General features: G+C 46.6%; 19 protein-coding genes. 4 read left to right on the plus strand and 15 right to left on the minus strand.

Annotated features, from left to right (window positions below; all coding sequences use genetic code 11):
* Window positions 1–36: 36 nt before the first annotated feature.
* The 3 genes from nirB to DTO96_RS08465 all read right to left on the minus strand — a co-directional run bounded on the left by nirB (window position 37) and on the right by DTO96_RS08465 (window position 5,057).
* On the minus strand, window positions 37–2,547 hold the full coding sequence (gene nirB / locus DTO96_RS08455) for a nitrite reductase large subunit NirB (protein WP_114563991.1): 2,511 nt from the start codon (window positions 2,545–2,547) through the stop codon (window positions 37–39).
* 509 nt (window positions 2,548–3,056) lie between these two features.
* A complete protein-coding gene (gene phoR, locus DTO96_RS08460; RefSeq protein WP_114563092.1) occupies window positions 3,057–4,349 on the minus strand; it encodes a phosphate regulon sensor histidine kinase PhoR in 1,293 nt (430 codons plus the stop codon).
* 120 nt (window positions 4,350–4,469) lie between these two features.
* Complete coding sequence (locus DTO96_RS08465; protein ID WP_157964384.1) at window positions 4,470–5,057, minus strand: 5-formyltetrahydrofolate cyclo-ligase; 588 nt, start codon at window positions 5,055–5,057, stop codon at window positions 4,470–4,472.
* Between the two features lie 217 nt (window positions 5,058–5,274).
* Here DTO96_RS08465 and DTO96_RS08470 point away from each other — a divergent pair, with 217 nt between their 5' ends.
* The 4 genes from DTO96_RS08470 to DTO96_RS08485 all read left to right on the plus strand — a co-directional run bounded on the left by DTO96_RS08470 (window position 5,275) and on the right by DTO96_RS08485 (window position 9,638).
* Complete coding sequence (locus tag DTO96_RS08470; protein WP_114563094.1) at window positions 5,275–7,209, plus strand: lytic transglycosylase domain-containing protein; 1,935 nt, start codon at window positions 5,275–5,277, stop codon at window positions 7,207–7,209.
* Window positions 7,210–7,302: 93 nt separating this feature from the next.
* Window positions 7,303–7,608: an Mpo1-like protein gene (locus DTO96_RS08475; RefSeq protein WP_114563095.1), complete on the plus strand. Its 306-nt coding sequence runs from the start codon at window positions 7,303–7,305 to the stop codon at window positions 7,606–7,608.
* A 139-nt stretch (window positions 7,609–7,747) separates the two neighbouring features.
* Window positions 7,748–9,019, plus strand: coding sequence for a multifunctional CCA addition/repair protein (locus tag DTO96_RS08480; protein WP_114563096.1), 1,272 nt, complete (start codon window positions 7,748–7,750; stop codon window positions 9,017–9,019).
* A 49-nt stretch (window positions 9,020–9,068) separates the two neighbouring features.
* Window positions 9,069–9,638, plus strand: a complete 570-nt coding sequence (locus DTO96_RS08485; protein WP_114563097.1) for a 1-acyl-sn-glycerol-3-phosphate acyltransferase — start codon at window positions 9,069–9,071, stop codon at window positions 9,636–9,638.
* An 18-nt stretch (window positions 9,639–9,656) separates the two neighbouring features.
* Here the strand turns inward: DTO96_RS08485 and DTO96_RS08490 are convergent, their stop codons facing one another.
* The 12 genes from DTO96_RS08490 to DTO96_RS08545 form a co-directional block, all read right to left on the minus strand.
* Window positions 9,657–10,832, minus strand: coding sequence for a multidrug effflux MFS transporter (locus DTO96_RS08490; RefSeq protein ID WP_157964385.1), 1,176 nt, complete (start codon window positions 10,830–10,832; stop codon window positions 9,657–9,659).
* Between the two features lie 305 nt (window positions 10,833–11,137).
* Window positions 11,138–12,610, minus strand: a complete 1,473-nt coding sequence (ntrC, locus tag DTO96_RS08495) for a nitrogen regulation protein NR(I) (RefSeq protein WP_114563099.1) — start codon at window positions 12,608–12,610, stop codon at window positions 11,138–11,140.
* 204 nt (window positions 12,611–12,814) lie between these two features.
* Window positions 12,815–13,924: a nitrogen regulation protein NR(II) gene (glnL, locus tag DTO96_RS08500; protein ID WP_114563100.1), complete on the minus strand. Its 1,110-nt coding sequence runs from the start codon at window positions 13,922–13,924 to the stop codon at window positions 12,815–12,817.
* A gap of 324 nt (window positions 13,925–14,248) precedes the next feature.
* A complete protein-coding gene (locus DTO96_RS08505; RefSeq protein ID WP_114563101.1) occupies window positions 14,249–14,764 on the minus strand; it encodes a hypothetical protein in 516 nt (171 codons plus the stop codon).
* Between the two features lie 409 nt (window positions 14,765–15,173).
* Complete coding sequence (gene glnA / locus DTO96_RS08510; RefSeq protein ID WP_114563102.1) at window positions 15,174–16,583, minus strand: type I glutamate--ammonia ligase; 1,410 nt, start codon at window positions 16,581–16,583, stop codon at window positions 15,174–15,176.
* A gap of 281 nt (window positions 16,584–16,864) precedes the next feature.
* Window positions 16,865–17,491, minus strand: a complete 627-nt coding sequence (locus DTO96_RS08515; protein WP_114563103.1) for a 3'-5' exonuclease — start codon at window positions 17,489–17,491, stop codon at window positions 16,865–16,867.
* A 9-nt stretch (window positions 17,492–17,500) separates the two neighbouring features.
* Window positions 17,501–19,309 carry a DUF294 nucleotidyltransferase-like domain-containing protein gene (locus DTO96_RS08520; RefSeq protein ID WP_192878977.1) on the minus strand — a complete coding sequence of 603 codons (1,809 nt, stop codon included), beginning with the start codon at window positions 19,307–19,309 and terminating at the stop codon, window positions 17,501–17,503.
* 148 nt (window positions 19,310–19,457) lie between these two features.
* Complete coding sequence (locus tag DTO96_RS08525) at window positions 19,458–21,197, minus strand: cation acetate symporter (protein WP_114563992.1); 1,740 nt, start codon at window positions 21,195–21,197, stop codon at window positions 19,458–19,460.
* 8 nt (window positions 21,198–21,205) lie between these two features.
* Window positions 21,206–21,511 carry a DUF485 domain-containing protein gene (locus tag DTO96_RS08530; RefSeq protein ID WP_114563105.1) on the minus strand — a complete coding sequence of 102 codons (306 nt, stop codon included), beginning with the start codon at window positions 21,509–21,511 and terminating at the stop codon, window positions 21,206–21,208.
* A 453-nt stretch (window positions 21,512–21,964) separates the two neighbouring features.
* Window positions 21,965–22,504: a polyhydroxyalkanoate synthesis repressor PhaR gene (gene phaR / locus DTO96_RS08535; protein ID WP_114563106.1), complete on the minus strand. Its 540-nt coding sequence runs from the start codon at window positions 22,502–22,504 to the stop codon at window positions 21,965–21,967.
* Between the two features lie 132 nt (window positions 22,505–22,636).
* Window positions 22,637–23,497 (minus strand): glutamate racemase, encoded by an 861-nt coding sequence (gene murI, locus DTO96_RS08540; protein ID WP_114563107.1) that lies wholly within the window; start codon window positions 23,495–23,497, stop codon window positions 22,637–22,639.
* Window positions 23,494–24,366: a ferritin-like domain-containing protein gene (locus DTO96_RS08545; RefSeq protein WP_225972466.1), complete on the minus strand. Its 873-nt coding sequence runs from the start codon at window positions 24,364–24,366 to the stop codon at window positions 23,494–23,496. The genes murI and DTO96_RS08545 overlap by 4 nt, the downstream gene beginning before the upstream one ends.
* Window positions 24,367–24,471: the final 105 nt, after the last annotated feature.

Consider the following 24,471-nt stretch of genomic DNA (forward strand, 5'->3'; position numbering starts at 1 on the left):
ACCAGCAAAATATTGATTTCGTTATCCCGTTTTAATTCAATGCCAAGGAGCAGGCACGCGCTGCCCACGGACCTCAATGAATTGAATCGTTTCATCGCGTGCATCGGAATTGACAAAATGCGTGAAGCGTTTGCGTTTGTTTTCGTCTTCAACCGCATCCTTCCATTCGCAAATGTAACTGTCCACATGGTGTTGCATGAGCGCATCAAGGTCGGCGCAAATGCCCAATGTGTCATGGATGACCACATCTTTCAGGTAATCAATACCACCTTCAAGTTTGTTTAACCACGGTGCCGTGCGTTGCAACGGCTCTGCGGTTTGGATGTAAAACATCAAGAAACGATCGATGTATTTCAGGCACGTGGCTGAATCGATGTCTGTCGCAAACAAAGCGGCATGCTGTGGCTTCGTCCCGCCATTGCCGCCCACATACAAATTCCAACCTTTGTCTGTGGCGATGATGCCAAAGTCTTTACTTTGCGCTTCAGCGCATTCGCGGGTGCAGCCCGACACGGCTGATTTGAGTTTGTGCGGTGAACGCAAGCCTTTATAACGGTTCTCCACATCAATGGCGAAACCAACCGAATCTTGTACGCCATAACGACACCATGTCGAACCCACGCAGCTCTTCACCGTGCGCAATGACTTGCCATACGCGTGACCTGACTCCATCCCTGCGGCAATCAACTCCTCCCAAATGGCGGGCAAATCGTTCAATTGCGCACCGAATAAGTCAATCCGTTGGCCGCCTGTGATTTTGGTGTAGAGTTTGTATTTTTCAGCGACTCGACCGATGACAATGAGTTTGTCTGGTGTGATTTCGCCACCAGGAATGCGCGGCACGACAGAATAGGTGCCACCTTTTTGGATGTTTGCCAAGAAACGATCGTTGGTGTCCTGCACCACCTCATTTTTATTGTTTAAAATTGGATCGTTCCACACGCTGGCAAGCACCGATGCGACCAATGGTTTGCAAATTTCACAACCATCGCCATGACCTTCGGCGTCCAAGACTTCGCTGTATTTGCGATGGCCTTTGACCTTAACAACATGAAACAGCTCTTGACGCGTGAGCGGAAAATGCTCACACACAATCTTTTTGACTTCTTTGCCCATTGATTTGAAGGTCACTTCCATCAAATCTTTCACCAAAGGCAAGCAACCGCCACAATTTGTGCCCGCCTTGGTGCATGTTTTTAAGCTACCAATGTCTTCACAACCACCCTGCACCGCAGCACAAATGGCACCTTTAGAGACACTTTCACACGAGCAAATCAAAGCCTCATCGGGTAAATCCGCCACGCTGATGCCACCCGATTCGCCGCCTGGCAATTTGATGATGAGCGACTCAGGATGCTCAGGCAGTTTCATTGTATTCACGGTCATTTGTTGCAAAATGCCGTATTCCGACGTGTCACCGACCAGCACACCACCAAGCAGTTTCTTTTTATCTTTAGAAATATTGATGCGTTTGTAATAGCCTTTGAGTTCATCTTCATAAACAATCGCCAATGCATCTTCAACCACAAATGGATCACCAAAACTACCCACCTCGACACCAATGAGCTTCAACTTGGTTGACATGTCTGCACCTTTAAACACTTTGGGTGAAATCATTTCAGGGTTGAGCAAATTATGCGCCACCACCTCTGCCATGTCGTAACCTGGTGCAACCAAACCATAAATCATGCCGTTGTATAAAGCACACTCACCAATGGCGTAAATGTCATTGTGTGACGTGCCCATGCGTTCATTCACCACAATGCCACCGCGATGACCCACTTCAATCCCCATCAGACGCGCCAAATGATCGTTTGGTAAAATCCCAGCCGACACCACCAGCATGTCCACAGGCAACACACTGTCATCCGCAAAGCGCAAGCCCGTTACACGGTCATCACCTTGAATCTCTTGTGTGCTTTTCGACAAATGCACACCCACCCCAACCGCTTCAATTTTTCGTTTTAGCAATGCGGCACCAGCTTCATCCAACTGGCGAGCCATCAAACGTGGAGCAAATTCGACCACATGTGCTTCAAGGTTCAGATCCAACATGGCTTTCGCCGCCTCCAAACCCAGCAAACCACCACCCAACACAGCGGCCGTTGTGCAGCCTTTGGCATACTCAATGATGTCATCCAAATCTTCGATGGTGCGATACAGAAACACCCCTTTTTTCTCAGAACCCGCAATCGGTGGCATGAAACACGATGAACCAGTCGCCAGCACCAAGCTGTCATAAGACTCGATCCGACCGCTGTGACTGCGCACTGTTTTGTCTATGGTATTGATGTCGACCACCGCATCACCCACAATCAGCTCAATGCCGTTGTCGCTGTACCAATTCGGTGCACACATTTCCAAAGCCTGCGCATCCTGTCCTGTAAAATAGGCGGATAAATGCACTCGATCATAAGCTGGACGTGGCTCTGCACCAAACACTGTCAACTGAATGCTGTCCAATCCACCTTTATCGACCATTTTTTCACAAAACTTATAGCCGACCATGCCATTACCCACCACAATCACTTTTTTCGCTTTTTTCACTTGTCTCACCTGTATTTCATGTCTGAATTTATCTGATGCACTGCTCTTGTTTTCCACATCAAACAACTATGCTGCACTGTAGCATTTTGAAAAAAGCCGAAAAACAAAAAAAATGCACTAAAATAGTGAGCATCCATTCCAAAATATTGCAAATAAGATTAAAAACAAAAAAATGCACCGAATCAGTGAAATTCGGTGCATCATGAGATTGCAGTGCATTAAAAATATGCAGTTAAAAAAACCACTATTAATTCAATTATTGATATTTTATTTTATTAAAAACAACACTTTCAAAACAAATCACCAGACAAATAATTCCAACATGGATCAAAACACATTGAAATACTAGGGGGCTTTAGTGAATCCCCCAAGCATCCATGCTTTGATTAGAGGGGTTGACTTGGAGGTGGGTTAGGTGGCATGCGAGCCTCCTCTTTAAAAAAACCTGATTTCAAAGAAGTGTAGGCTCGAGGCAGATATTTTATTGTGTGTTTTATACGCCCTATTTTTTACAACAAACGCTCTTTAGGAAACAGAACCATAAACGATGTGCCTTCACCCACTTTTGAAGTGATTTTTAACTCAGCTTGATGGCGAATCAGCACATGTTTCACGATCGCCAGTCCCAGCCCTGTACCTTTGGTCGCACGTGATTGGTCTTTATTGACCCGATAAAAACGCTCAGTCAAACGTGGCAAATGCTCAGGTGCAATCCCTGCGCCAGTGTCTTTCACAGACAACGAGGGACGACCATCTTGCACCAACCAGTTGAGGGTAATGGTGCCGCCTTCAGGCGTATAACGCACGGCATTGGAAAGTAAGTTGCTGACAACACTGGCTATTTCTTGATGGCTTCCGCGTAATTTGACTTGAGTCATGTCCGCTTGAAACTCATGCCGTCCATTTGACAATGCCTCCGCTTCAATCAACTGCTGTTCAAGCAGGCGCGGCATGTCAATGCTGACATCGTCCACCACCACATCGCTTTCTAAGCGTGACAACATCAACATGTCACTGACCAACACGGTCATGTGTTCTGCTTGACGGTGCATGAGTTTCAGCTGACGTTGCTGTTCTTCAGGTGAAATGCTGCTCATGGTTTCTGGGTCTTGGGCATACTCCAAAAAACCAGAAATCACCGTCAACGGTGTGCGCAATTCATGCGACGCATTGGCGATAAAATCACGCCGCATGGCATCCACACGTTCGGTTTCTGTGATATCACGGCTCGCCAAAATCACGCGATTTTCCTCAAAGTCAATCAAGGTCACTTCCAAATGACGGCTCAGATAAACCACTTTCATCGGCTCATCATATTTTGCCGCACGAATGTATTCGATGAGTTTGGGTTCACGCGCCAGATTCACCATGCGATTACCGATGTCGCGTGCCAAACTGAATTCAAAATGCTGCTCTGCGACAGGATTACACCACTCCAAATGCGACGACTTGTCCATCAACACCACCCCATCGGGTAAATGTCGCATGGTGTTTTGAAAACGCTCCAACCACTCCGCCAACTCCGCTTCATGCTTTTCATCGGTGCGACGCAAGGCGTACAATTTTGCAAAAATATCGGTCCAGACGCCATGGCCCGATGGGACATTGGTGCTGATCGGGTAAGACAACCACAATGCAAAATGCCGTAATTCCCGATAATGATTGGACAATTGCCACACCAAAAACACAATCACCACACCCAAACCGACCCAAATGGGTAAAAACAAGGTCAGTAAACCCACAATCATCGTCAACACAATCGTTGGAACGACCGCTGCACGAATAAAAGACACCTGTTTCATGAAAACCCTAGCATATGTTTTGAATGATCAATATTTTACAGTATTTACACATTGCCATTTAATCTTATGACAGCATAAACATTCGTTTTTTATACGTTTTTTATACGTTTTTTATTCACTTCATGCACTTAAAATTACATCCAATGGCAAATCAAACCCACCTGGTTCAAAACTCACCTGAGCCGCGCCATAAGCCACTCCCACGCTGTGCACACTTGCCCCTTCATCGCGCCAACCCGCCAATGTACGGTCATAATAACCCCCACCATAACCCAGTCGATAGTTGGCATCATTGAAACCCACACATGGAATGACCACCACATCAGGTGCTTGTGTGCTCAGTTTGAGTAAATCAGGCTCGGGTATGCCATAAGCCCCTGTTTTTAACTCAGTGCCCTGCGTGTACACACCAAACTTCAGTGGTGCATGCTTTTCCACCACCATTGGCAACACAACACCCCCTCCAGCTGCCAACCACGCATGGGCAAAAGGCATCAAGTCAGGCTCTCCACGTATGGGCCAATACAGGGCAATGCATTGTGGTTTGGGCGACAAGGTATGCAAATGACCCATTAAAGACTCACACAAAACGGCATCCAACATCGCTTTATCGTCAGCCAAAATCTGTTGTCGCTCGTTTAATAATTGTGCACGCAATGCCCGTCGCACTTCGTTTACCGTTACAATATCGGCATTATGTGTTGTCATTACTTTAGACCTCAGTTTAGACCTCAAAACAACGGAAAAGAAAAGTCTATTTTCCGCATTGAAATTAGACATTGACCAATGCAAGCTTGGCACAATGTGATGTAAACATCAAAAGATTAGGCAGAACGGTATTTTTACATGACCGCTTCACCGACCCACTTTAATCCGGAAAACGAAGTCACTTCAATTTTCCCTAAATTTTATTTGTAGGAAACACATGCCCTCATTTGCTCAAAAACTCCCCGCCATTCGTGCTGCAAGCATTGCGGTGGCCGTATCCAGCGTGTTGACCAGCACCACCGTCTTTGCACAAAACACTTACACAGGGGCTCCCGTTTTGAGTGCAGGCAGCATCGGCGAAAACGCAATGGACGCCACATTCACACAGCTGCGAGAAGCAGCGCGCGCCAACAATGCCAGCAAAGCTGCTGATTTGGCCAGCCAATTGTCAGGTTATCCGTTGGCCAGTTATGTTGAATACTATCGCATCAAACCCATGCTGTACAACAGCGATGGCACACCCAATACCAATGCACCAGACACCGAGATTCAACAGTTTTTAAGCACCTATGCAGGTGATGCCATCGCTGATCGCATGCGTAACGATTATGCGTTGGTGCTGGGCGCACGTCAAGACTGGCGCAATTTTCGCACGCAATATGCGCAATTTATTGTCAAAGATGACATGCAGCTCAAATGTTATGAGTTGATGGCGAACGCGGCCGATGGTCAAAATGTGCTGCCAGCCGCACGCGCTTTGCTCACTGAAAGCAAACATGCCAATACCAAAGCCTGCCAACAACTGCTGAGCAATCTTGCCAACAGTGGCAAAATGTCCGAAGAAGACATTAACTATTTCGCCGCCTTATCCGCCTATGGTAGCAGTACGCAAGGCCAAGCCCTCGCCTCCAACAGCCGTGATGCCAGCGGTGCAGCCCGCATGGCGAGCTTTATTTCACAAGCCAACAACGACACCACAGGCGGCTTGGCGGGCAGCATCTCAGCTGCCGCCAGTAACCTCAAACCACAGCAGGGCGCACTCGCCAATGCTTACTATGGTTACAGTGCAGCGCGCCGTGCAGACTCCAGCGCATCCAGTTTTTACAACAATGCTTATCAGCAATACAGCGGCTTAAAATTGCCCGATGATGTCCTCGGTTGGCAAGCACGCGCGGGCATGCGCGTCAACGATTGGAATTTGGTTGCCAGTGCCATTGACAAAATGAGCGATACAGAACGCAGCACATCGATCTGGCAATACTGGCGCGGTCGCGCCTATGCCGCCAGCGGCAATGCCCCTCAAGCAAAAGCAGCCTACGCCAATGCTGCTAAATCATTTGATTTCTATGGTATTTTGGCCGATGAGGAATTGGGACAACCAGTCACACTGCCTCCCACCGCAGCAGCCCCAACCCCAACAGAACTCCGCGAAGTGGCTGGCATCAAAGGTTTTGAACGCGCACGTAAGTTTCAAGCCATGAACATGATGCTCGAATACAACCGTGAATGGAATTTTCCTTTGCGCGGCATGAATGACCGCCAACTGCTCGCCGTCTCAGAACATGCCCATAAACTCGGCATGCTCGACCGCATGATCAACACATCCGAGCGCACGAAAACCGAATTTAATTTCAAACAGCGCTACCCAACACCATACTTGAGCATCATGCAAAACCGAGCCGCTGAAGCAGGCATCACCCCCGCATGGGCGTATGGCATCACCCGCCAAGAGTCGCGCTTTGTTGTCTCCGCACGCTCAGGCGCCAATGCCAATGGTTTGATGCAAATCATTCCAGAAACAGCACGCAACGTCGCCCGTCGCATTGGCTTAAGCGGATTCACCTTGGATCAACTCTATAACACAGACACCAACATTCAGTTGGGTACCGCTTACCTCGGTCAAATTCGTGACCAATTTGGCGGCTCTTTGCCCTTAGCCTCAGCAGGTTACAATGCCGGCCCAGGCCGCCCAGCACAATGGCGCCGGACTTTAACAGGCAGTGTTGATGGCGCGGTGTTTGCTGAAACCATTCCATTTTCAGAAACCCGAAGCTATGTCAAAAATGTATTGGCCAATACGGTGTACTATCAGCTGATGATTGACGGACGCGCACCATCATTGAAAGAATTGATGGGGACGGTGTATCCCTAAACATCTTGTACGGTGACGATGGTGTTGTTATTCACAAGTGTTTCAATTGTGTTTGAAATACCAACAAAATCAACCTTTAAGGAGGCGTTTATCATGTTTTTTGGCAAACCTTGGTCTGAATGGATTTCTTTATATTCGGAAAGCCACACCAATCGGATCAACCGCCTCACTCACTTGTTTGGCATTCCCCTCGTCGCTTCATCTATTATTGTACTTGTGCTGTCCATGTTTTTACCTTCTTTGCGCTCAACAGGCTTCACCATGTTCATATTGGGCTGGTTATTACAATTTATAGGTCACGCTTTTGAAGGTAAAAAACCTGAATTCTTTAAGGATTGGCGCTTTCTTTTTGTTGGCCTTCGCTGGTGGTTCATCAAAATTCGCAGTGGTAAATTTTAATAAAAAAAGATTTTTTTACTCCCCCTTATTAATAATATCTATTAACACCCAACTTTAATGCCATAGATTGACGTACAGATTTCCAACATGACATCAATTCATTTTAAAGTCCCTAAATAATAAACCCCATAGACCATCAATGCCTTCAACAACCTACCAAGTCGGCGGCGCAGTCCGAGATGCGTTGCTCGGCCATCCATCCAATGACATTGACTTCGTTGTCGTCGGCAGCACACCTGAAACCATGCTTGCAATGGGCTACTCACCCGTGGGCAAAGATTTCCCTGTTTTTCTGCACCCCAAAACCCATGCTGAATATGCACTTGCACGGACTGAACGTAAAATCGGTCAAGGCTACACAGGATTTTCGGTGCATTACGCGCCCGATGTGACCTTGGAAGACGATTTGGCACGACGCGATTTAACCATCAATGCCATGGCGCGAGAAGTACTGGATGATGATCAACTGGGACCGCTGGTTGACCCTTATGGCGGTTGGGCTGATGTACAAGCGAAAGTACTGCGCCATGTGTCCCCAGCGTTCTCTGAAGACCCCGTGCGCATCCTGCGCGTGGCACGTTTCGCCGCACGCTGGTCGGACTTTACAGTTGCACCTGAAACCATGGATTTAATGAAGCAAATGATGGCGGACGGTGAAACGGCGGCACTCGTACCTGAACGGATTTGGCAGGAAATTGCCCGTGGCCTGATGGAAAACACACCATCGCGCATGATTGAAGTGCTGCGTGAATGTGGCTTACTCAAGCAATGGCTTCCCGAAGTCGACGCCTTATTTGGTGTGCCACAGCGTGCTGATTATCACCCAGAGGTTGATACAGGCGTACATGTCATGATGGTGTTGGATTTGAGTGCAAAAATGAACTTGAGTCTTGAAGCGCGTTATGCCTCACTGTGCCATGACTTGGGCAAGGGCAACACGCCCGCCAATATTTTGCCACGCCACACCGGCCATGAGGCTCGCGGTGTGCCATTGGCAGATGATTTGTCCAAACGTTTGCGTGCACCACGCGCATGCAGCGATTTAGCAAAACTCCTGTCTTATGATCACACCACTTTTTACTACCTGCCTGAACTGACCGTTGGTTCGGTTATGGATGTGTTTAAGCGAACCGATGCTTTGCGTCGCCCAGAACGTTTTTTAGAATTATTGCAATGCACTCAAGCCGACACACGTGGACGTGGTGGCGATTTCCCAAACCATCCAACGCCGTGGTTTGAAGCATGGCAAATGTTGCTCAAAAAAGTGATCGAGATGGATCATCAAGCTCTGGTGGCCAAATGGCAAGCCGATCCTGCAAAAATCCCAGCAATTCTCCATCAAGCACGTTGCGAAACCATTGCACCTGCTCTGATTGAATGGCAAAATAGCCACAAAACAAAAATGGCATAAACCATTAAAAAAATAAGCCTCAGGGAAAACTCATACACAAGGTCAGATCATGCTGCAATGGATCGCCCAGAAATGGCTCAAAGCCATGGGATGGACAACCGCTTATGCGCCGCCGCCAAACTCACATGGCATTTATATTGTTTACCCACACACCTCCAACTGGGATTTTCTCATGGGGGTATTGTGGAAATTTGCAATGAATATTCAGCCCCGCTGGGTGGCAAAACACACATGGTTTCGCCCACCAATGGGTTGGTTTATGCGCCGTTTGGGTGGTATTGGCATCAAACGTGATGGCAACCTCAATAACATCACCGCCTTAAGCAATGCCCTACTCAAAGAAAAGCATTGCTGGTTGGGCATGGCGATTGAAGGCACGCGCAGCTACAAACCATACATCCACATGGGCTATTATCACATTGCCCAAACAGCGAATATCCCCATCGGCATCGCTTTCATTGACTACAACACCAAAACCGTCGGTGTGCGTGAATACCGTTATGTCAAAGACAACATCACAGATGAACTGGCACAACTGGCGCTTGACTACGCGGGGATCGGTGCACTGTATCCAGAAAAAATGGGGCAGTTAAGTGTGCGTGACAAAATCCGCAAATAAAACCGCACACACAAAACATCACTTCGCGGGCTCTTTTTGCATCCAAGCACACGCACATGCGACCATCGCAAACACCAGCATCACCCCTGTCATGGCAAAGGCAGGACGGTGCGAGAACATGGACACCAGAACAGTCGAAACTGCAGCCGTGGCAAACTGCAAGGACACCGCTAATGCCGTGACAGAACCCGCCTGTTGGCGATCATGGCGATGCAACAAAATGGCCATGCCGTTTGCGCACAAAGCATTAACATGGGCAACATAGAGCACCACAAAAGGAATGATCCAACGCCCATAAGGCGTCAAAACCACCAAAACCAACCCAGCGAATGCCAATACACTGGCCTGATACACCATCAGCTTTTGCGCCGAAAACTGTTTGAGTAAATTTAAATTCAATGTTGTCACCAGAGACATGGCAATGATGTTTGAGCCAAACAACAAAGCAAACTCCAACTCAGTGAAACCAAGCAATTGCGTGTACACAAACGGCGCTCCTGAAATGAAAGCAAACATGCCCGACATCGCACACGCCATCAGCATCATGAGTGTCACATTGTCCCAAGTGAGCAATGCCCAATAAGAACGCAGCACACCGAACACATGCAAACCTTGGCTTTTATCGGGTTGATGCGTTTCTGGGACATCGCGATACACAAAATAAAACGCACCGCTGGCAAACACCGCCAACACCACAAAGATAAAACGCCAGCCTGCAATCATCAAACACACCGCACCAATAGACGGTGCCAATAAAGGAGCAGTCATCGTCACCAAGCTCATTTTTGACATCATGCTCGGCAACTGAGCGGGAGGGAAAATATCCCGCGTCGCCGCACGCGCCATTACCACACAAGCACCACAACCCAAAGCTTGAAAACCTCTGAGAATCAACAAATGCTGAACATCATTCACAAAAGCACACATCAGGCTGCTCACAGCAAACAAGGCGATCCCACTCAACAGCAATTTACGCCGTCCAAAGTAATCCGACAGTGGGCCATAAATCAACATGCCAATACAAAAACCTGCGAAAAACACACTTAAACTCAATTGTAACTGAGCCGAAGTGGCCGCTAAATCAATCGCCATCACTGGCAATGCGGGTAAATACATGTCAATCGCCAAAGCACCAAAGGCCACAACAGAGCTTAAAATCAGGATCAAGCGTGTAAACGGGGATTTAAAAGACATAAAGGATGACATACAAAGACGACCTGCGTAAAGTGAGATGGATAGGCGATCTATTATAAAGGTTTTTATAAAATACCGTACCGCAGCATTTTATGATCCCCCCATTCATCGCACACATTTATATAGCAAGAGTTGGTGATAATCAATAAGACCTGCACAAAAAAACCCACCCATGATGCATGGATGGGGAGAAAATGAGCGGATCTTAAGGATTAAGAAAATACAAAGCAAGTAGGGTTTCAGCTTATGCATAAACCCCAAGTCATTTCATCTGAATTAAAAAACATTTAAAACAAAACAACCGTTCAATCTTTGACTTTACGAGTGATGGTGTTTCGCCCAATGCCCAACAATTGAGCTGCTTTTTGACGGTGGTTTTGTGTAAACTTCAAAGCCTCATTGATGACCACCTGCTCAAACTGATCTTGCATTTTCAACATGACTGCGGGCTGACGATCGGCCAAAGCCTGAGCCACAGCCAACCTCAATGCATCTTGCCAATACAAAGCTGGGTTGCCTACTGGGTTAAAATCCCCCTCACTCGAAGGCATCACAGGCAAATCACGTACTTCAGGCGGCAGATCTGATTCGTTGACCTGTTGTGTCGGTGTCATCACAGACAACCAACGGCAAACATTGTCCAATTGGCGTACATTGCCTGGCCAGGCGGCTTTTTGGCACACGGCCAACGCAGCACTGGACAATACTTTGGGTGCATTCAAACCCAGATCTCTGGCCGCCAATTGTAAAAAATGTTGCATCAACAAAGGCACATCCTCAGAGCGATCACGCAATGGGGGCAAGTGAATGCCAACCACGTTCAAACGATGGTACAAGTCGGCACGGAACAAACCTTGCGCGACACGCAAAGCCAAATCTTGATGTGTGGCTGCAATCACACGCACATTGGCACGCACCAGCTCGTTGCCGCCCACACGGTAAAATACACTTTCAGACAGCACGCGCAACAATCGGGCTTGTAAGTCCAATGGCATGTCGCCAATCTCGTCTAAAAACAATGTGCCACCAGCGGCTTCTTCAAAACGCCCCGAACGGGCATGGGTGGCCCCAACGAAAGCCCCTTTTTCATGACCGAACAATTCGGATTCAAGCATGTTCGCAGGAATAGCAGCGGTACTGATGGCCACAAAAGGCCCGCTTGATCGACTGCTGGTGGCATGAATCGCACGCGCCACCAATTCTTTACCTGTGCCCGTTTCACCTGACAGCAAGACATTGACCTGAGTCGCAGACAAACGACCTATTGTGCGCAACACTTGCAAAATGGCTGGGCTTTGCCCAAACAGACCAAATTGTTGTGGTGCATCCACTGTTCGCTCTGCGTCAATTTGATTGGGCGCAGCAGGCTGCATGAAGCGTTTAAGCAATGACATCAACTCTTCAGTATCGAATGGTTTGGCTATATACTCCGCCGCACCCTCTTGAAATGTACTGACAGCATTATCCAAATCGGCATGCGCGGTCATCATGACCACAGGCACATCTGGTGCAATTTGTTTAAAATCCCTCAGCAATGAAATGCCCGAAACACCAGGCATGCGAATGTCCGACAACAATAATGCCGGATAATCCCCAGGCTGACGAATTTTGACTGGTGTTCGATTCCAGTTGTCCAAGGCATCCAGCACCTCTTGTCCATCGGCAAACATGCGATAAGGCAAACGTGACTTTTGTAAAGCTTTGTCCAGCACCCAGCGGATGCTTTTATCATCGTCCACCACCCAGACCGTGGGTTTGTCGTTGAGTCCATAAGCCATTGCGTGCTCCTAAATAAAAAATCATGTTTGTGTATTCACCGTATAACAAAACTCGTAAAGAATTCGAGGCTTTGATTTACGGGTTGATTGGGCTTAAATTGGATTTTATGCGGTTCTCCCTCTCAAAATCTCTAAACCCAAGCCAGCCTAAGCAAGTACAAAGCAGGGGTTTACTTTGCTATTCACTGCATTGACTGTAGTCATTTACCCCTTGGCGTTCCTATTGTCCTTTGACAAAGGCAACAGTACCCGCATTTGAGTGTGACCAGGGCGGCTGTTCACTTCAATGGTACCGCCATGTTGTTGGGCAATTTGTATCGCCACCGACAAGCCCAACCCCGTTCCACCTTCACGTTGACTGACCATCGGTAAAAACAAGGTGTCATAAATTTCAGGGGCGACGCCAGGTCCATTGTCCATCACAGACAACTCAACCATCAGTGGGTGCATGATTTGATTCACCACACAATGTCGAACCACACGCGTACGAATGGTCACTTTGGGCGCGCCTTGTGCACCGCGCAAAACGGCTTGCGCTGCATTCTGTACCAAATTCAGCAACAGTTGCTGCAAATAATCCGAAACACCACGCACATCAGGCACACTCACATCGTAATCACGAATCAGCTCAAGTTGCGTGCCAAATTCAATTTGTGCCAAACGGTACACGGATTCACACACCACATGAATGTTAAGCACTTGCATTTGTGCCAAGCCTTGACGGTATGGCACGAGAAATTGATCGACCATGTGTTTCAAACGATCCACTTGAGCAATCATCATCTCGGTGTACTCCATCAAATCGGGCGCAACCTCTTCCAATTCATTTTGCAGCAATTGAGCGGCCCCCCGAATGCCCCCCAATGGATTTTTAACCTCATGAGCCAATTGACGCATCAAGAGTTGATGGTTTTGCATCTGTGCACGCCATTGTGCATCTTGACTGGCATTTTCGTATGCACCAAGTTGGTGACATTCCAAACAATATGAATCAACTTGCCCCAAAAAGGCACTTTCATGCACGGGTGAGACAATCACGTGCACCAATACACTGTCCGTCATTTCATCTTGCACACGCAGCAAGCGAAGTACGCCACGGCACACTTCATTTTTACCGTGCGCCATGTGTTGCAACAACTTGCTCAAAGTCTCATCATGCTCAAACCAATGACCTATGGTTACGCCTTGGGCATGGGCAACAGTGCTGCCCCACATCATTTGTGCTGCGGAATTCAATGCCTTGACCCGTGCTTGGCGATCAAGTACAGCAACGGCATTTTGGAGCGCATCGACAGTGACAGACATTTTATTCATTTTTTACTTTAAAAATAAACTTCAACCATTTGATTAAAAACAAATTAATATTTTTATAATTTAAACAATAGGAATTGTTTTTCGAACTATATTTTGCCGTGGCTGACTCATCAGAATCACCTTCAGCTGCATGCAAAAAGTTAAGAAGCATGAGATGTTTGGTATTTGACAGGCCACCGATGAGTTCAACAGCTCCAAATCAGGCGCCAAAGCCTCATTGTCAATGCATGCTCAATCCAACATTTGGGCAAAGCAAGCCCAAGATGACACGAGCCATCCCCCCTCACAAACTGACCATTGTATGCATCAAGCAGCAAATGCAACTTACTGTAAAAGAAAGACAATGGGTTCTTCGGTTGTACCTCGAGCACTCGAAATCTCTCGCTTCAGTGAATCCACATTGGCTTGAGTCAATGAAAGCTGGCTTTTCAAATCAGGATTAAAACGCGCAGAACCTGAGTTTGCAGATTCTGTTTTTAAGGCCATCAATCGTTCCTGTGTTTGAGCCAATTCACTGAGTAAGATTTTAATCCGAGCATCATCACGTCCTTTTTGAACATCAGGTGTGACTTTACTGCCCGCCATCAAAGCACCAGCGGCGGGTTGAGGGTCTGGCATACTCCATGAGGGGTACTTCACCTTTGAAACAGAGCTCACATAAACCCGAACCACATGGGTTTTACAATCCGCACGTGCACCTAGATTTTGTAAAGTCACCGCACCATTCTTATCGGTACAGACATAGACTTTGGTATCCATTGGCACTTGAGCGAAGCCGACACCAGCCTGCAACAAGCCCAATCCAAACAAACCAAGATGTAATGTGTGTTTAATTTTCATTTTTTATTCCATGCTTTAATGGTTCGTTCATAACATCTGTTCAATTACATTGACCCATATGATTATAAAGCATCACGCCATCTTTCAGATGAAAGCCCGCCACCCAGCACCAAACTGTGATTCAAAAATAAAAAAAGCGCTGATACAAAACTGCACCAGCGCTGTCAACTTCTCACACGAGAAAAGAAGCTTTTGAATTTTCACGCCCTTCTTATGACATTTCTAAATAAAATAGGTTAAGCGCGTGAAAACATAACAACATTTACAAAGCCGAATACAACGGGCTGTCATACATACATCATGTGCAACGGCAAAAGAAATATTCTTGCTTTTGCCCATGTTTGATCCAGATGAAACATGGGAGCGACCCATGCAACACCCAAATCAAACGGTGTTTGCTCAATCAAAATTACAAGCTGTAATACATTTCAAATTCTAAAGGATGAGTTGTCATGCGCATTTTGTTCACATCTTCCATTTTCAGGGCAATGTACGCATCCAACATTTCATCCGTAAACACACCGCCGCGCGTCAAAAACTCACGATCGTTTTCCAACGCTTCCAACGCCTGCTCCAAACTGCTACAAACAGTTGGGATTTGCGCGTCTTCTTCTGGTGGCAAGTCGTACAAATTCTTAGTGGCTGGGTCGCCAGGGTGGATTTTGTTTTGAATACCGTCCAAGCCCGCCATCAGCAAGGCTGAGAAACACAAGTACGGGTTCGCCATTGGATCTGGGAAACGCGCTTCAATGCGGCGACCTTTTGGATTCGCAACGAATGGAATGCGAATTGAAGCCGAGCGGTTTTTCGCAGAGTACGCTAATTTAACAGGCGCTTCGTAATGTGGCACGAGGCGTTTGTATGAGTTGGTTGAAGGATTAGTGATCGCATTCAATGCACGCGCATGCTTGATGATGCCGCCGATGTAGTACAAAGCCGTTTCTGACAAACCCGCATAGCCGTCACCTGCGAAGGTGTTTACGCCGTCTTTCCAAATCGATTGGTGAACGTGCATGCCTGAGCCGTTGTCGCCGACCACTGGTTTTGGCATGAACGTGGCGGTTTTGCCGTAGGCATGAGACACATTAAATACGATGTATTTCAAGATTTGAGTCCAGTCCGCGCGTTGAACCAAAGTCGAGAATTTAGTACCAATTTCATTTTGACCTTGACCTGCCACTTCATGGTGGTGCACTTCAACAGGCACGCCCATTTGTTCGAGCAACAAGCACATTTCAGAACGGATGTCTTGGAACGTGTCGGTTGGCGCCACGGGGAAGTAGCCGCCTTTGGTACCTGGGCGATGACCCAAATTGCCGCCATCCGTTTTCACAGAAGAAGACCAGCCTGCCTCTTCAGAACCGATGCGCACGAAACAGCCTTGCATGTCGGTTTTGTAGCGAATTGAATCAAAAATAAAGAATTCAGGTTCTGGACCGAAAAAGGCCGTATCGCCAATGCCTGTTGATTTAAGGTAAGCTTCAGCACGTTTAGCAATCGAACGTGGATCACGTTCGTAACCTTTGCCATCGGCTGGGTCAATCACGTCACATGTCAAAATCAACGTGGTTTCTGCCGTGAATGGGTCGAGGTTCGCTGTTGATGGATCAGGAATCAACAACATGTCAGACGCTTCAATCCCTTTCCACCCGGCAATAGAAGAACCATCAAATGCTTGTCCTGATTCAAATTTGTCTTCATCAAAAGCAGATACAGGCACAGAAACGTGCTGCTCTTTGCCTTTGGTGTCCGTAAAACGGAAATCGATGAATTTCACATCTTGATCCTTGATCAATTGCATTACTTTTGCAACACTCATTATTCGCTCCTAAATAGCTACACTTGCGTGTAATTGACGTGTAAAAAATTGACAAAACAACCCGCGAAACGGAGAACCGTTCACATAACCGATGCTTGCTTTACAGCAAGCTTTTTCAAAACTGATGTGTGAAATATTAAGACAATTCGACGACTCATTATAGACTCATTTTGGTGCAAAACACACATTCAAGCACCAAATTGGTGCATTAAATTGAATGCGCATGCTTTTGGTGCATCGCTTCGCTGATCTATAAAAATACGCATTGGGATGAGGAGCTACTATTTATTTTTATTTTGTAAACTCAAAAATATCAATGCCGTCATCAGCGCATCGTTGTAAGCATCATGCGCAGCCCAGATGGGCAGATTCAAAGTATTGATAATCGTTTTAAAACTCAAATCAATGTCACCCTGCCCCAGCTGTTTACTCCGAAAATCATGAAACATCGGTGCAACATCAATGACTTTATTGGGTAGTTTAATTCCAATAATGGGCTGAATGAGTCGATTAATCATGTCTTGGTCAAACTTGATGTTATAACCGACCAACGGTCGAGCACCAATGAAATTTAAAAGCTTTTCAGTGGCTTCTGCGGGAGATAAACCATCTTGCACATCGGCTTCTCTTAAGCGATGAATCCGAATGCTTTCGGGGTTAAGCGCAGTGAGCGGACACAAAGTCAAGTTCAGCCGTTCACTGCTCATGATCTTGGTGCCAACAATTTTCACCGCCGCAATGGTAATGATATGGTCTTTTTTACGATCCAACCCTGTGGTTTCACAATCCAAACTCACCCACTCTTGTTCAGGCGGCGGTGCAAACAAAAAGTTATAACTTGTATTGGTCAATTGCCGTTGCAATCGCCTTGTTTTGAAACCCAACCAAGCTTGAAAGCCAAAAAACATGTCTTTCTCCTAAAATACATTCAGGTGGAAATGTTTAGAAACAAAAGCACGGAACTCTTTGGCAATGTGTAAACAGTCTTTTAATAAATCACGTTCAAGCGCACTCAAATCATCGGGTTTAATGGCCGCGCCACCCGCGGTGTTGAGGTTCAAGCTGCTCTTTAAGCGCAAAGCAAGCAAGAAATACAAGGCTTCAATCAAATTGCGTCCCGTATCAGCCTCTAAGACGTGCGCGGCAACGAGGCTTTCAATTCGACTCTTTGTGCTGGTTTCAATGCAGCCTTGCTCCAGAGCCAAACTGCGCACCCCATGCACGATCGGGAAAATACCCGCTTTTTTCAAATCCATGTCATTGGACTCAGTATGTCCAATGGGCAAAATTTTACGCCACCACGAGGGCTCAGCATCACCAAACAAATTCACGGCTTGCGCAAACCGATTGATAAAACCCGCATAATCGCGCGGGCCATGAATCAAATGTTGTTGTACGTCTTCGAACAATGTCACATCACCGCTGACCACTTTCGCATCCAAGAACGTCGACAAATAAACGGGGGCTTGCGGATCACTTGAGAACACCCATTCAGTGATTGTTTTCTTAAAGTCGCCACATTGCTGGCGCCAAATGGGATTGCTCATCATCATTTGACCCGAGCACAAGGGATAACCCATGATGGCCAATTCTTCATTGAAGCGAGCACAAATGCCTTCCACCCCATCAAAACTAAAGCCATCACGCAACAACAACGCGTTGTCTTGATCTGTGCGCAGCACCTGTTCGCCACGCCCTTCGCTGCCCATGACCAACACACAACTGTTCAATTGCACATCCATGGGTGCAATTAAAGACCATAATTTAGAAAAAATTTGTAAATTCAATTCTTGAACCATTCGACCAATCACCGACACTTTCACACCAGAACCATGCTGTGTCCGAATGAATTTTTCAATTTGACCGGCCGCCGTACGCAGTTCAACAATGTCCTCAGCCATATCAATCTGTAAAGCGATCAAATGTGAATGATTTGAAAAGAAACTCATTAAATCGAGCTGACCCAACACACCCACAATGCCCCCATGCTCAGTCACGACCAAACGGTGAACCCGATGACGAATCATCATGAGCAAAGCTTCAGTGATGTCATCATTCACATCAACCGTCAACAGATCAAAGCGCGATGCTTCTTTGACGGGCATGGCTTTTAAATCTCGATCAAGCAAAACTGCATCACATAAATTGGTGTTGGTGAACACGCCCGACAGCTCACCATCCCTGACCAACACATGTGAGGCATTGCGTTCACGCAAAATACGCGTCGCGTCAAACACGCTCATCTCGCCATCCACAAAAAAAGGCTTACGCAAATAAGCATCTTTGACCTTGGCCATGATGAAGCCTTGCAACTCACGCTGTTGATCGCCAGAAGCCGCAGCACTCAAACGTTCAGAAATATCGGCAAACAACAAAGAGCCAAAACGTGAGTTATCTGCGGCAAGTTGGCGAATTAAACGGGCAGGCAGCAAATAAGCAACCACCTCTTCAGCGGCAACATACCTGAACTCTGTGCGACCAATCGTAATCAACTTCCCATCAAACCAATCGGTGGCGCCAAACGATGAAACAAAAGCATTGCCACGAAACTGATGCACCTCCCCTTTGATCACCAAAAACAATGGGGAATTTTTATCGACGTCTGCATTGATGATTTCAGCACCTTTTGGATAATAAGCAACATCAAGCGATTGCTTTATTTTATCCTGCTCTAATACAGTTAAAGCGTCAAATGGCGACGTATTAAAATCAAATGAAGTTGGCACAGATCCCCCTTTTTTTAGCACCATGTGAAGTTTATTTTAATCTTCTAATGATCATTATTCCACTCTTTTGCAACAAAGCCCCTGATAACTCAGGGGCTTTGTTTTCAAACATGCACAGATTGTTAAAAATCCATTACAGCATCACAGATCAGTGACCAGAAGCACCTGAAGCACCAATGCCTGTTTCTGAACGTACTTTTTGTGCAGCAAAACCAGCTTTATCGATTGCAGCACGATCTGATTTATCAGTGATCGAGAAAAACCAAATACTGATGAAACCAATGGCCATTGAGAACAATGCGGGTGAAGTGTATGGGAACAATGCACTGCCTTTTGGATTCAACAACACCGCTTCCCAGATTGCTGGAGACACAACAGTCAAAGCCACTGCCGAGAATAAACCTAAAAAGCCACCAATTGTTGCGCCACGTGTTGTGACACCTTTCCACAACACCGACATGAACAACACAGGGAAGTTAGCCGATGCAGCGATTGCAAAAGCCAAAGACACCATGAACGCAATGTTTTGCTTCTCAAATGTGATGCCCAAGATAACAGCCACAATACCCAAGCACACGGTCGTGATTTTAGAGATACGGAGTTCGTCTGCACTGCTTGCATTGCCTTTTTTAATCACAGTTGCATACAAATCATGAGCCACAGCAGATGCACCTGACAAAGTCAAACCAGCCACCACCGCCAAGATCGTTGCAAAGGCCACTGCAGAGATAAAGCCCAAGAACAAGTTACCACCGACAGCATTCGCTAAGTGAATCGCAGCCATGTTACCGCCACCGATCAAACCACCTTTTGCATCCAAGAAATCAGGATTGGTGCTGACCAAAACGATTGCGCCGAAACCAATGATGAATGTCAAAATATAGAAGTAACCGATCCAAGTCGTTGCCCAGAACACTGATTTACGAGCTTCTTTTGCATTAGGTACAGTGAAAAAGCGCATCATGATGTGTGGCAAACCAGCTGTACCGAACATCAAAGCCATACCGAAAGAAATACCAGAAATCGGATCTTTAATGAACGAGCCAGGCCCCATGATTGAGAAACCTTTGGCTGCGGCGACCGCTGCAACATCTTTACCTGCGGCTGTTGCATCTGCAATCAACTTAGCATCTTTGCCTGCCACCATCGCTTTGATTTCAACCGCTCGAGCAAACAAAGCTTCGAAACTAAAGCCGAACTGCGCCATCACCATGAATGCCATGAAACTTGCACCTGCCAACAACATGCATGCTTTGATGATTTGTACCCAAGTGGTCGCCGTCATACCGCCGAACAACACATAAACCATCATCAATGCACCCACGATGATCACTGCATGCCAGTACTCCATGCCGAACAAGAGCTTGATCAACTGACCTGCACCCACCATTTGTGCAATCAAGTAAAACGCCACCACAACCAAAGTTGACGTTGCTGCAAAAATACGCACAGGTGCTTGATTAAAGCGATAGGCGGCCACGTCTGCAAAAGTAAAACGACCCAAATTGCGCAGGCGTTCTGCCATCAAGAATGTGATCACAGGCCAACCGACCAAGAAACCGATCGAGTAAATCAAGCCATCATAACCATTCGCCATCACCGCAGCAGAAATACCGAGGAATGATGCCGCTGACATGTAGTCACCTGCAATGGCCAAGCCATTTTGGAAACCTGTGATGCCACCACCGCCCGTGTAAAAGTCAGCGGCTGATTTGGTTTTCGCCGCAGCCCACTTGGTAATGAATAAAGTCATGATCACAAAAGCAATGAACATGATGATTGCAGTCCAGTTGGTGGCTTGCTTTTCAGCTTGCCCTAAATCAGCACCTGCTGCCATCACCACATTTGCAAAACCCATTAATGCTGATGCACCGAATAATTTTGTCATTAATTTCATTACATCACCTCTTTACGGATTTTTTCAGTGAGCTCATCAAATTCACCATTGGCACGACGAACATACAAACCTGTGATCAGAATGGTGAAGATAATCACGCCAAAACCAATCGGCATGCCCAATGTGGTCACACCAGCACCAATTTTTGAGAACATGAGTTCTTTATTAAAGGAATTGAGCAATGTATAACCGTAATACACGATCATCATTAACCATGTGAGCATCCAGCCGTAAGAAGAGCGAGTCTTGACCAATTTTTGATAATCGGCATTTGACTCTATCCTTTGTACAAGATCGTCTTTCATTGTTGTCTCCTGTTTTTGTGGGTCATTGCCCCGCTAACATTGTTGTAAAAATAACTTTTTGAACATCTGCGGTTTTGATTGCGGACATTACAGGGCTCAATTTAGACTCAAATACTTACAAGGGGCTGAATCTAAAAAAACAAAATAAACATCCAAAACACCATTCGATCACTCACGACAACGTTAAATACGCCCCCTTTGAGCCTGTTGGAAAACACAAATGAAATTGATTTTAAATATAAAAAAGCCCCATACATTGGGGCTTTTCAAGAAAAATACAACTTACGACAAGTTTAGAATTAAATAAGTGAAAACCACTGGGCTTATACATTAAAAGCTAAAATTCAATAAAAAACCCGATAAAACATTTGCTTCAAATAATTGAGATAAGAAATACAGCAAGCCAAACCAGTCAGCCCAACTCAACCAATTAAAATATAAAGCAATTAAATGCTACTGATCATCGGACTTAACTTCAGGCTTGGTATTAAATCCTTTAAAAATGGCACTGGTTTGTTGATTCATTTGTTCTTGCATTTGAATGAACATGTTTTTACTTTGCTCTATGTAGTTCCCCATCATTCCCTGCATCATGGGTGCTTGCATCGACAAGAGTTGTTGCCAAGCGTCATTGTTAACTGCATGTTGAGATTGGGCTGATAAATTGCTTTGAATTTCAGCAAATGCTTGCATGTTTTTTTCAAGGTAGCTGCCCAACATCCCTTGCATTGCATTGCCATAAGAGCGAATGATTTGCGACAATACCGTGGAAGAAAACAAGGGTAGACCGCCCGCTTCTTCTTCTAAAATGATCTGCAACAAAATGCTTCGAGTGAGGTTTTCATTGCTTTTTACATCCACCACTTCAAACACTTCATTGGCCAGTACCATTTGTTTAACATCAGCCAGTGTGATGTATGTGCTGGTGTGGGTGTCATACAAACGACGATTGGGATATTTTTTAATGATGCGTTGGTCGCTGCGTTTGCGCATGTGTGTGCTCCTGTCTTTTTTTTAATGATTAAAATCAATGGTTCGGCGGCTTTTTTTTACTCTTGTTGATGCACTTTACCAGTGCAGGCGTGGTTCTGTCCACTACTTTTGCACAGCAGCAAAAAACGCAAGTCATTCCCCTCCAAGGTTAATTTGTTGCACCCGAACATCCTTTTGCCCACTGAGGGTTTGCCAATGCTCATCACTGTATTGACTGAGTAATGAAGCATACCAATGGCTATAACCCTCGATGCGCTGTGGATTTAATCCCTGTCGGGCAAACAGCACATCTTTGGTATAGCGGGCAACAGGGGCACCACTGTCTATGATCTGTACATTTTCATCTAGCAGTGCACGAATGTGCTGCACCACAAAAGGATAATGGGTACAGCCCAGTACGACCACATCGGCTTGCGCCGCTTGAACAGGTTCAATGTATTGTTTGATTAAGTCCAAGGTATCAGGGGCATTCATCAAACCAGCATCAATTCGTTCCGCCAAACCGACACAAGGAATTGACACAACCGTCATATTTAACTCAGGCAAAATCGTTCGTTTCAGTAATGCTTCATACTTCGCACTCCCCACTGTTCGTGCGGTTGCCAGCATGGCGATGCTGTGATTTTTGGTCAAAAGCAACGCAGGTTTGATGGCGGGTTCGAGCCCAACAATAAACACGTCAGGGTATACACCCCGCAAATGCGTGGCCGCCGCTGCAGTCGCTGTATTGCATGCGATCACAATCGCCTTACAACCTTGTGCCAAAAACCAATCAAACATCTGCACCATGCGCGCCTGAATCCAAGCCTCAGGCTTATCGCCATAGGGCACATTCGCATTGTCTGCCACATAGATGAAGTCTTCATGCGGTAAAGTGGCACGCAAATGCCGCCAAACGCTCAAACCACCAATACCTGAATCAAACACACCAATCGGTGCGCAGGCCTGTGCCGCCAAACTGGGGCCTTGAGCTGCACGTAGAGATGTCGTCATATCGCCGCCAAAGCCGTGAGTTCTTCCTCAAAAAAGCCCGCTGCCCGTCGGGCAGTCAAATTAAATGGAGGGCGCAAACGCGGTGCATTGTACAGCTCCGCCAAAGCACGGTATTGCATAACTGGATTCTGGCTGTTGAGCTCACACGCATAAATAAACCAGCGATTACCCAGTGCCACATGTCCAATTTCATCATGTAAAATAATGCCCACAATGTCCGCCCCTCGCACATCTCCAGCAGCCCGCAATTTATCACGCATCAACGGGCATGCGTCCAAGCCACGCGCCTCCAACGTCCGAGGCACCATCGCCATGCGATCGCCCAAAGAAGATGCGGTCTTTTCTGCCATGTCCCACAAACCATTGTGTGCGGGAAAATCACCGTAATCCGCACCCATGCCCCGCAAGTGCTCGCGCAACAGCGAGAAATGGTATGACTCTTCAAATGCCACCCGCCACCAATCCCAATAAAAAGCGTCAGGTAAGCCTGCAAACCGCACCATCACATCCAAAGCCAAATTGATCGCATTAAATTCAATGTGCGCCAAAGCGTGAATCATCGCCTGTCGCCCTTCAAGCGAATGCGCACGACGGCGTGGCACATCCAAAGCAGACATGAGCTCGGGCTTCGCAGGACGACCTGGGCATTGTGTGGTGAACACCAAATCATCCAGAAAAGAACGTTCAACATCCAAAACCACCTCACCGGCCTGTATTTTGGCTTGTAAAGCCAAACACAAACGCCTTTTTTCATCAAGGTCTGCACATGCTAAAACGACCAAAGCGGCGGCACGCAGCTCAAGCGCATCCTGTGTTTGGAGCCATGGAAAACCCTGTTCACCCAGCAATTCGGGTAATTGTTGCATCATAACCAGCACATCCGTAAGTAAAAAGGAAACACGTAAAATCAATATTCTATCTGTTTTTATTCTTCATGGGCTGTGCAGCTCATCTTATCCCCCCATAAACCGCTA

This window comes from Ephemeroptericola cinctiostellae, from assembly GCF_003339525.1.
Taxonomy (GTDB): Bacteria; Pseudomonadota; Gammaproteobacteria; order Burkholderiales; family Burkholderiaceae; genus Hydromonas; species Hydromonas cinctiostellae.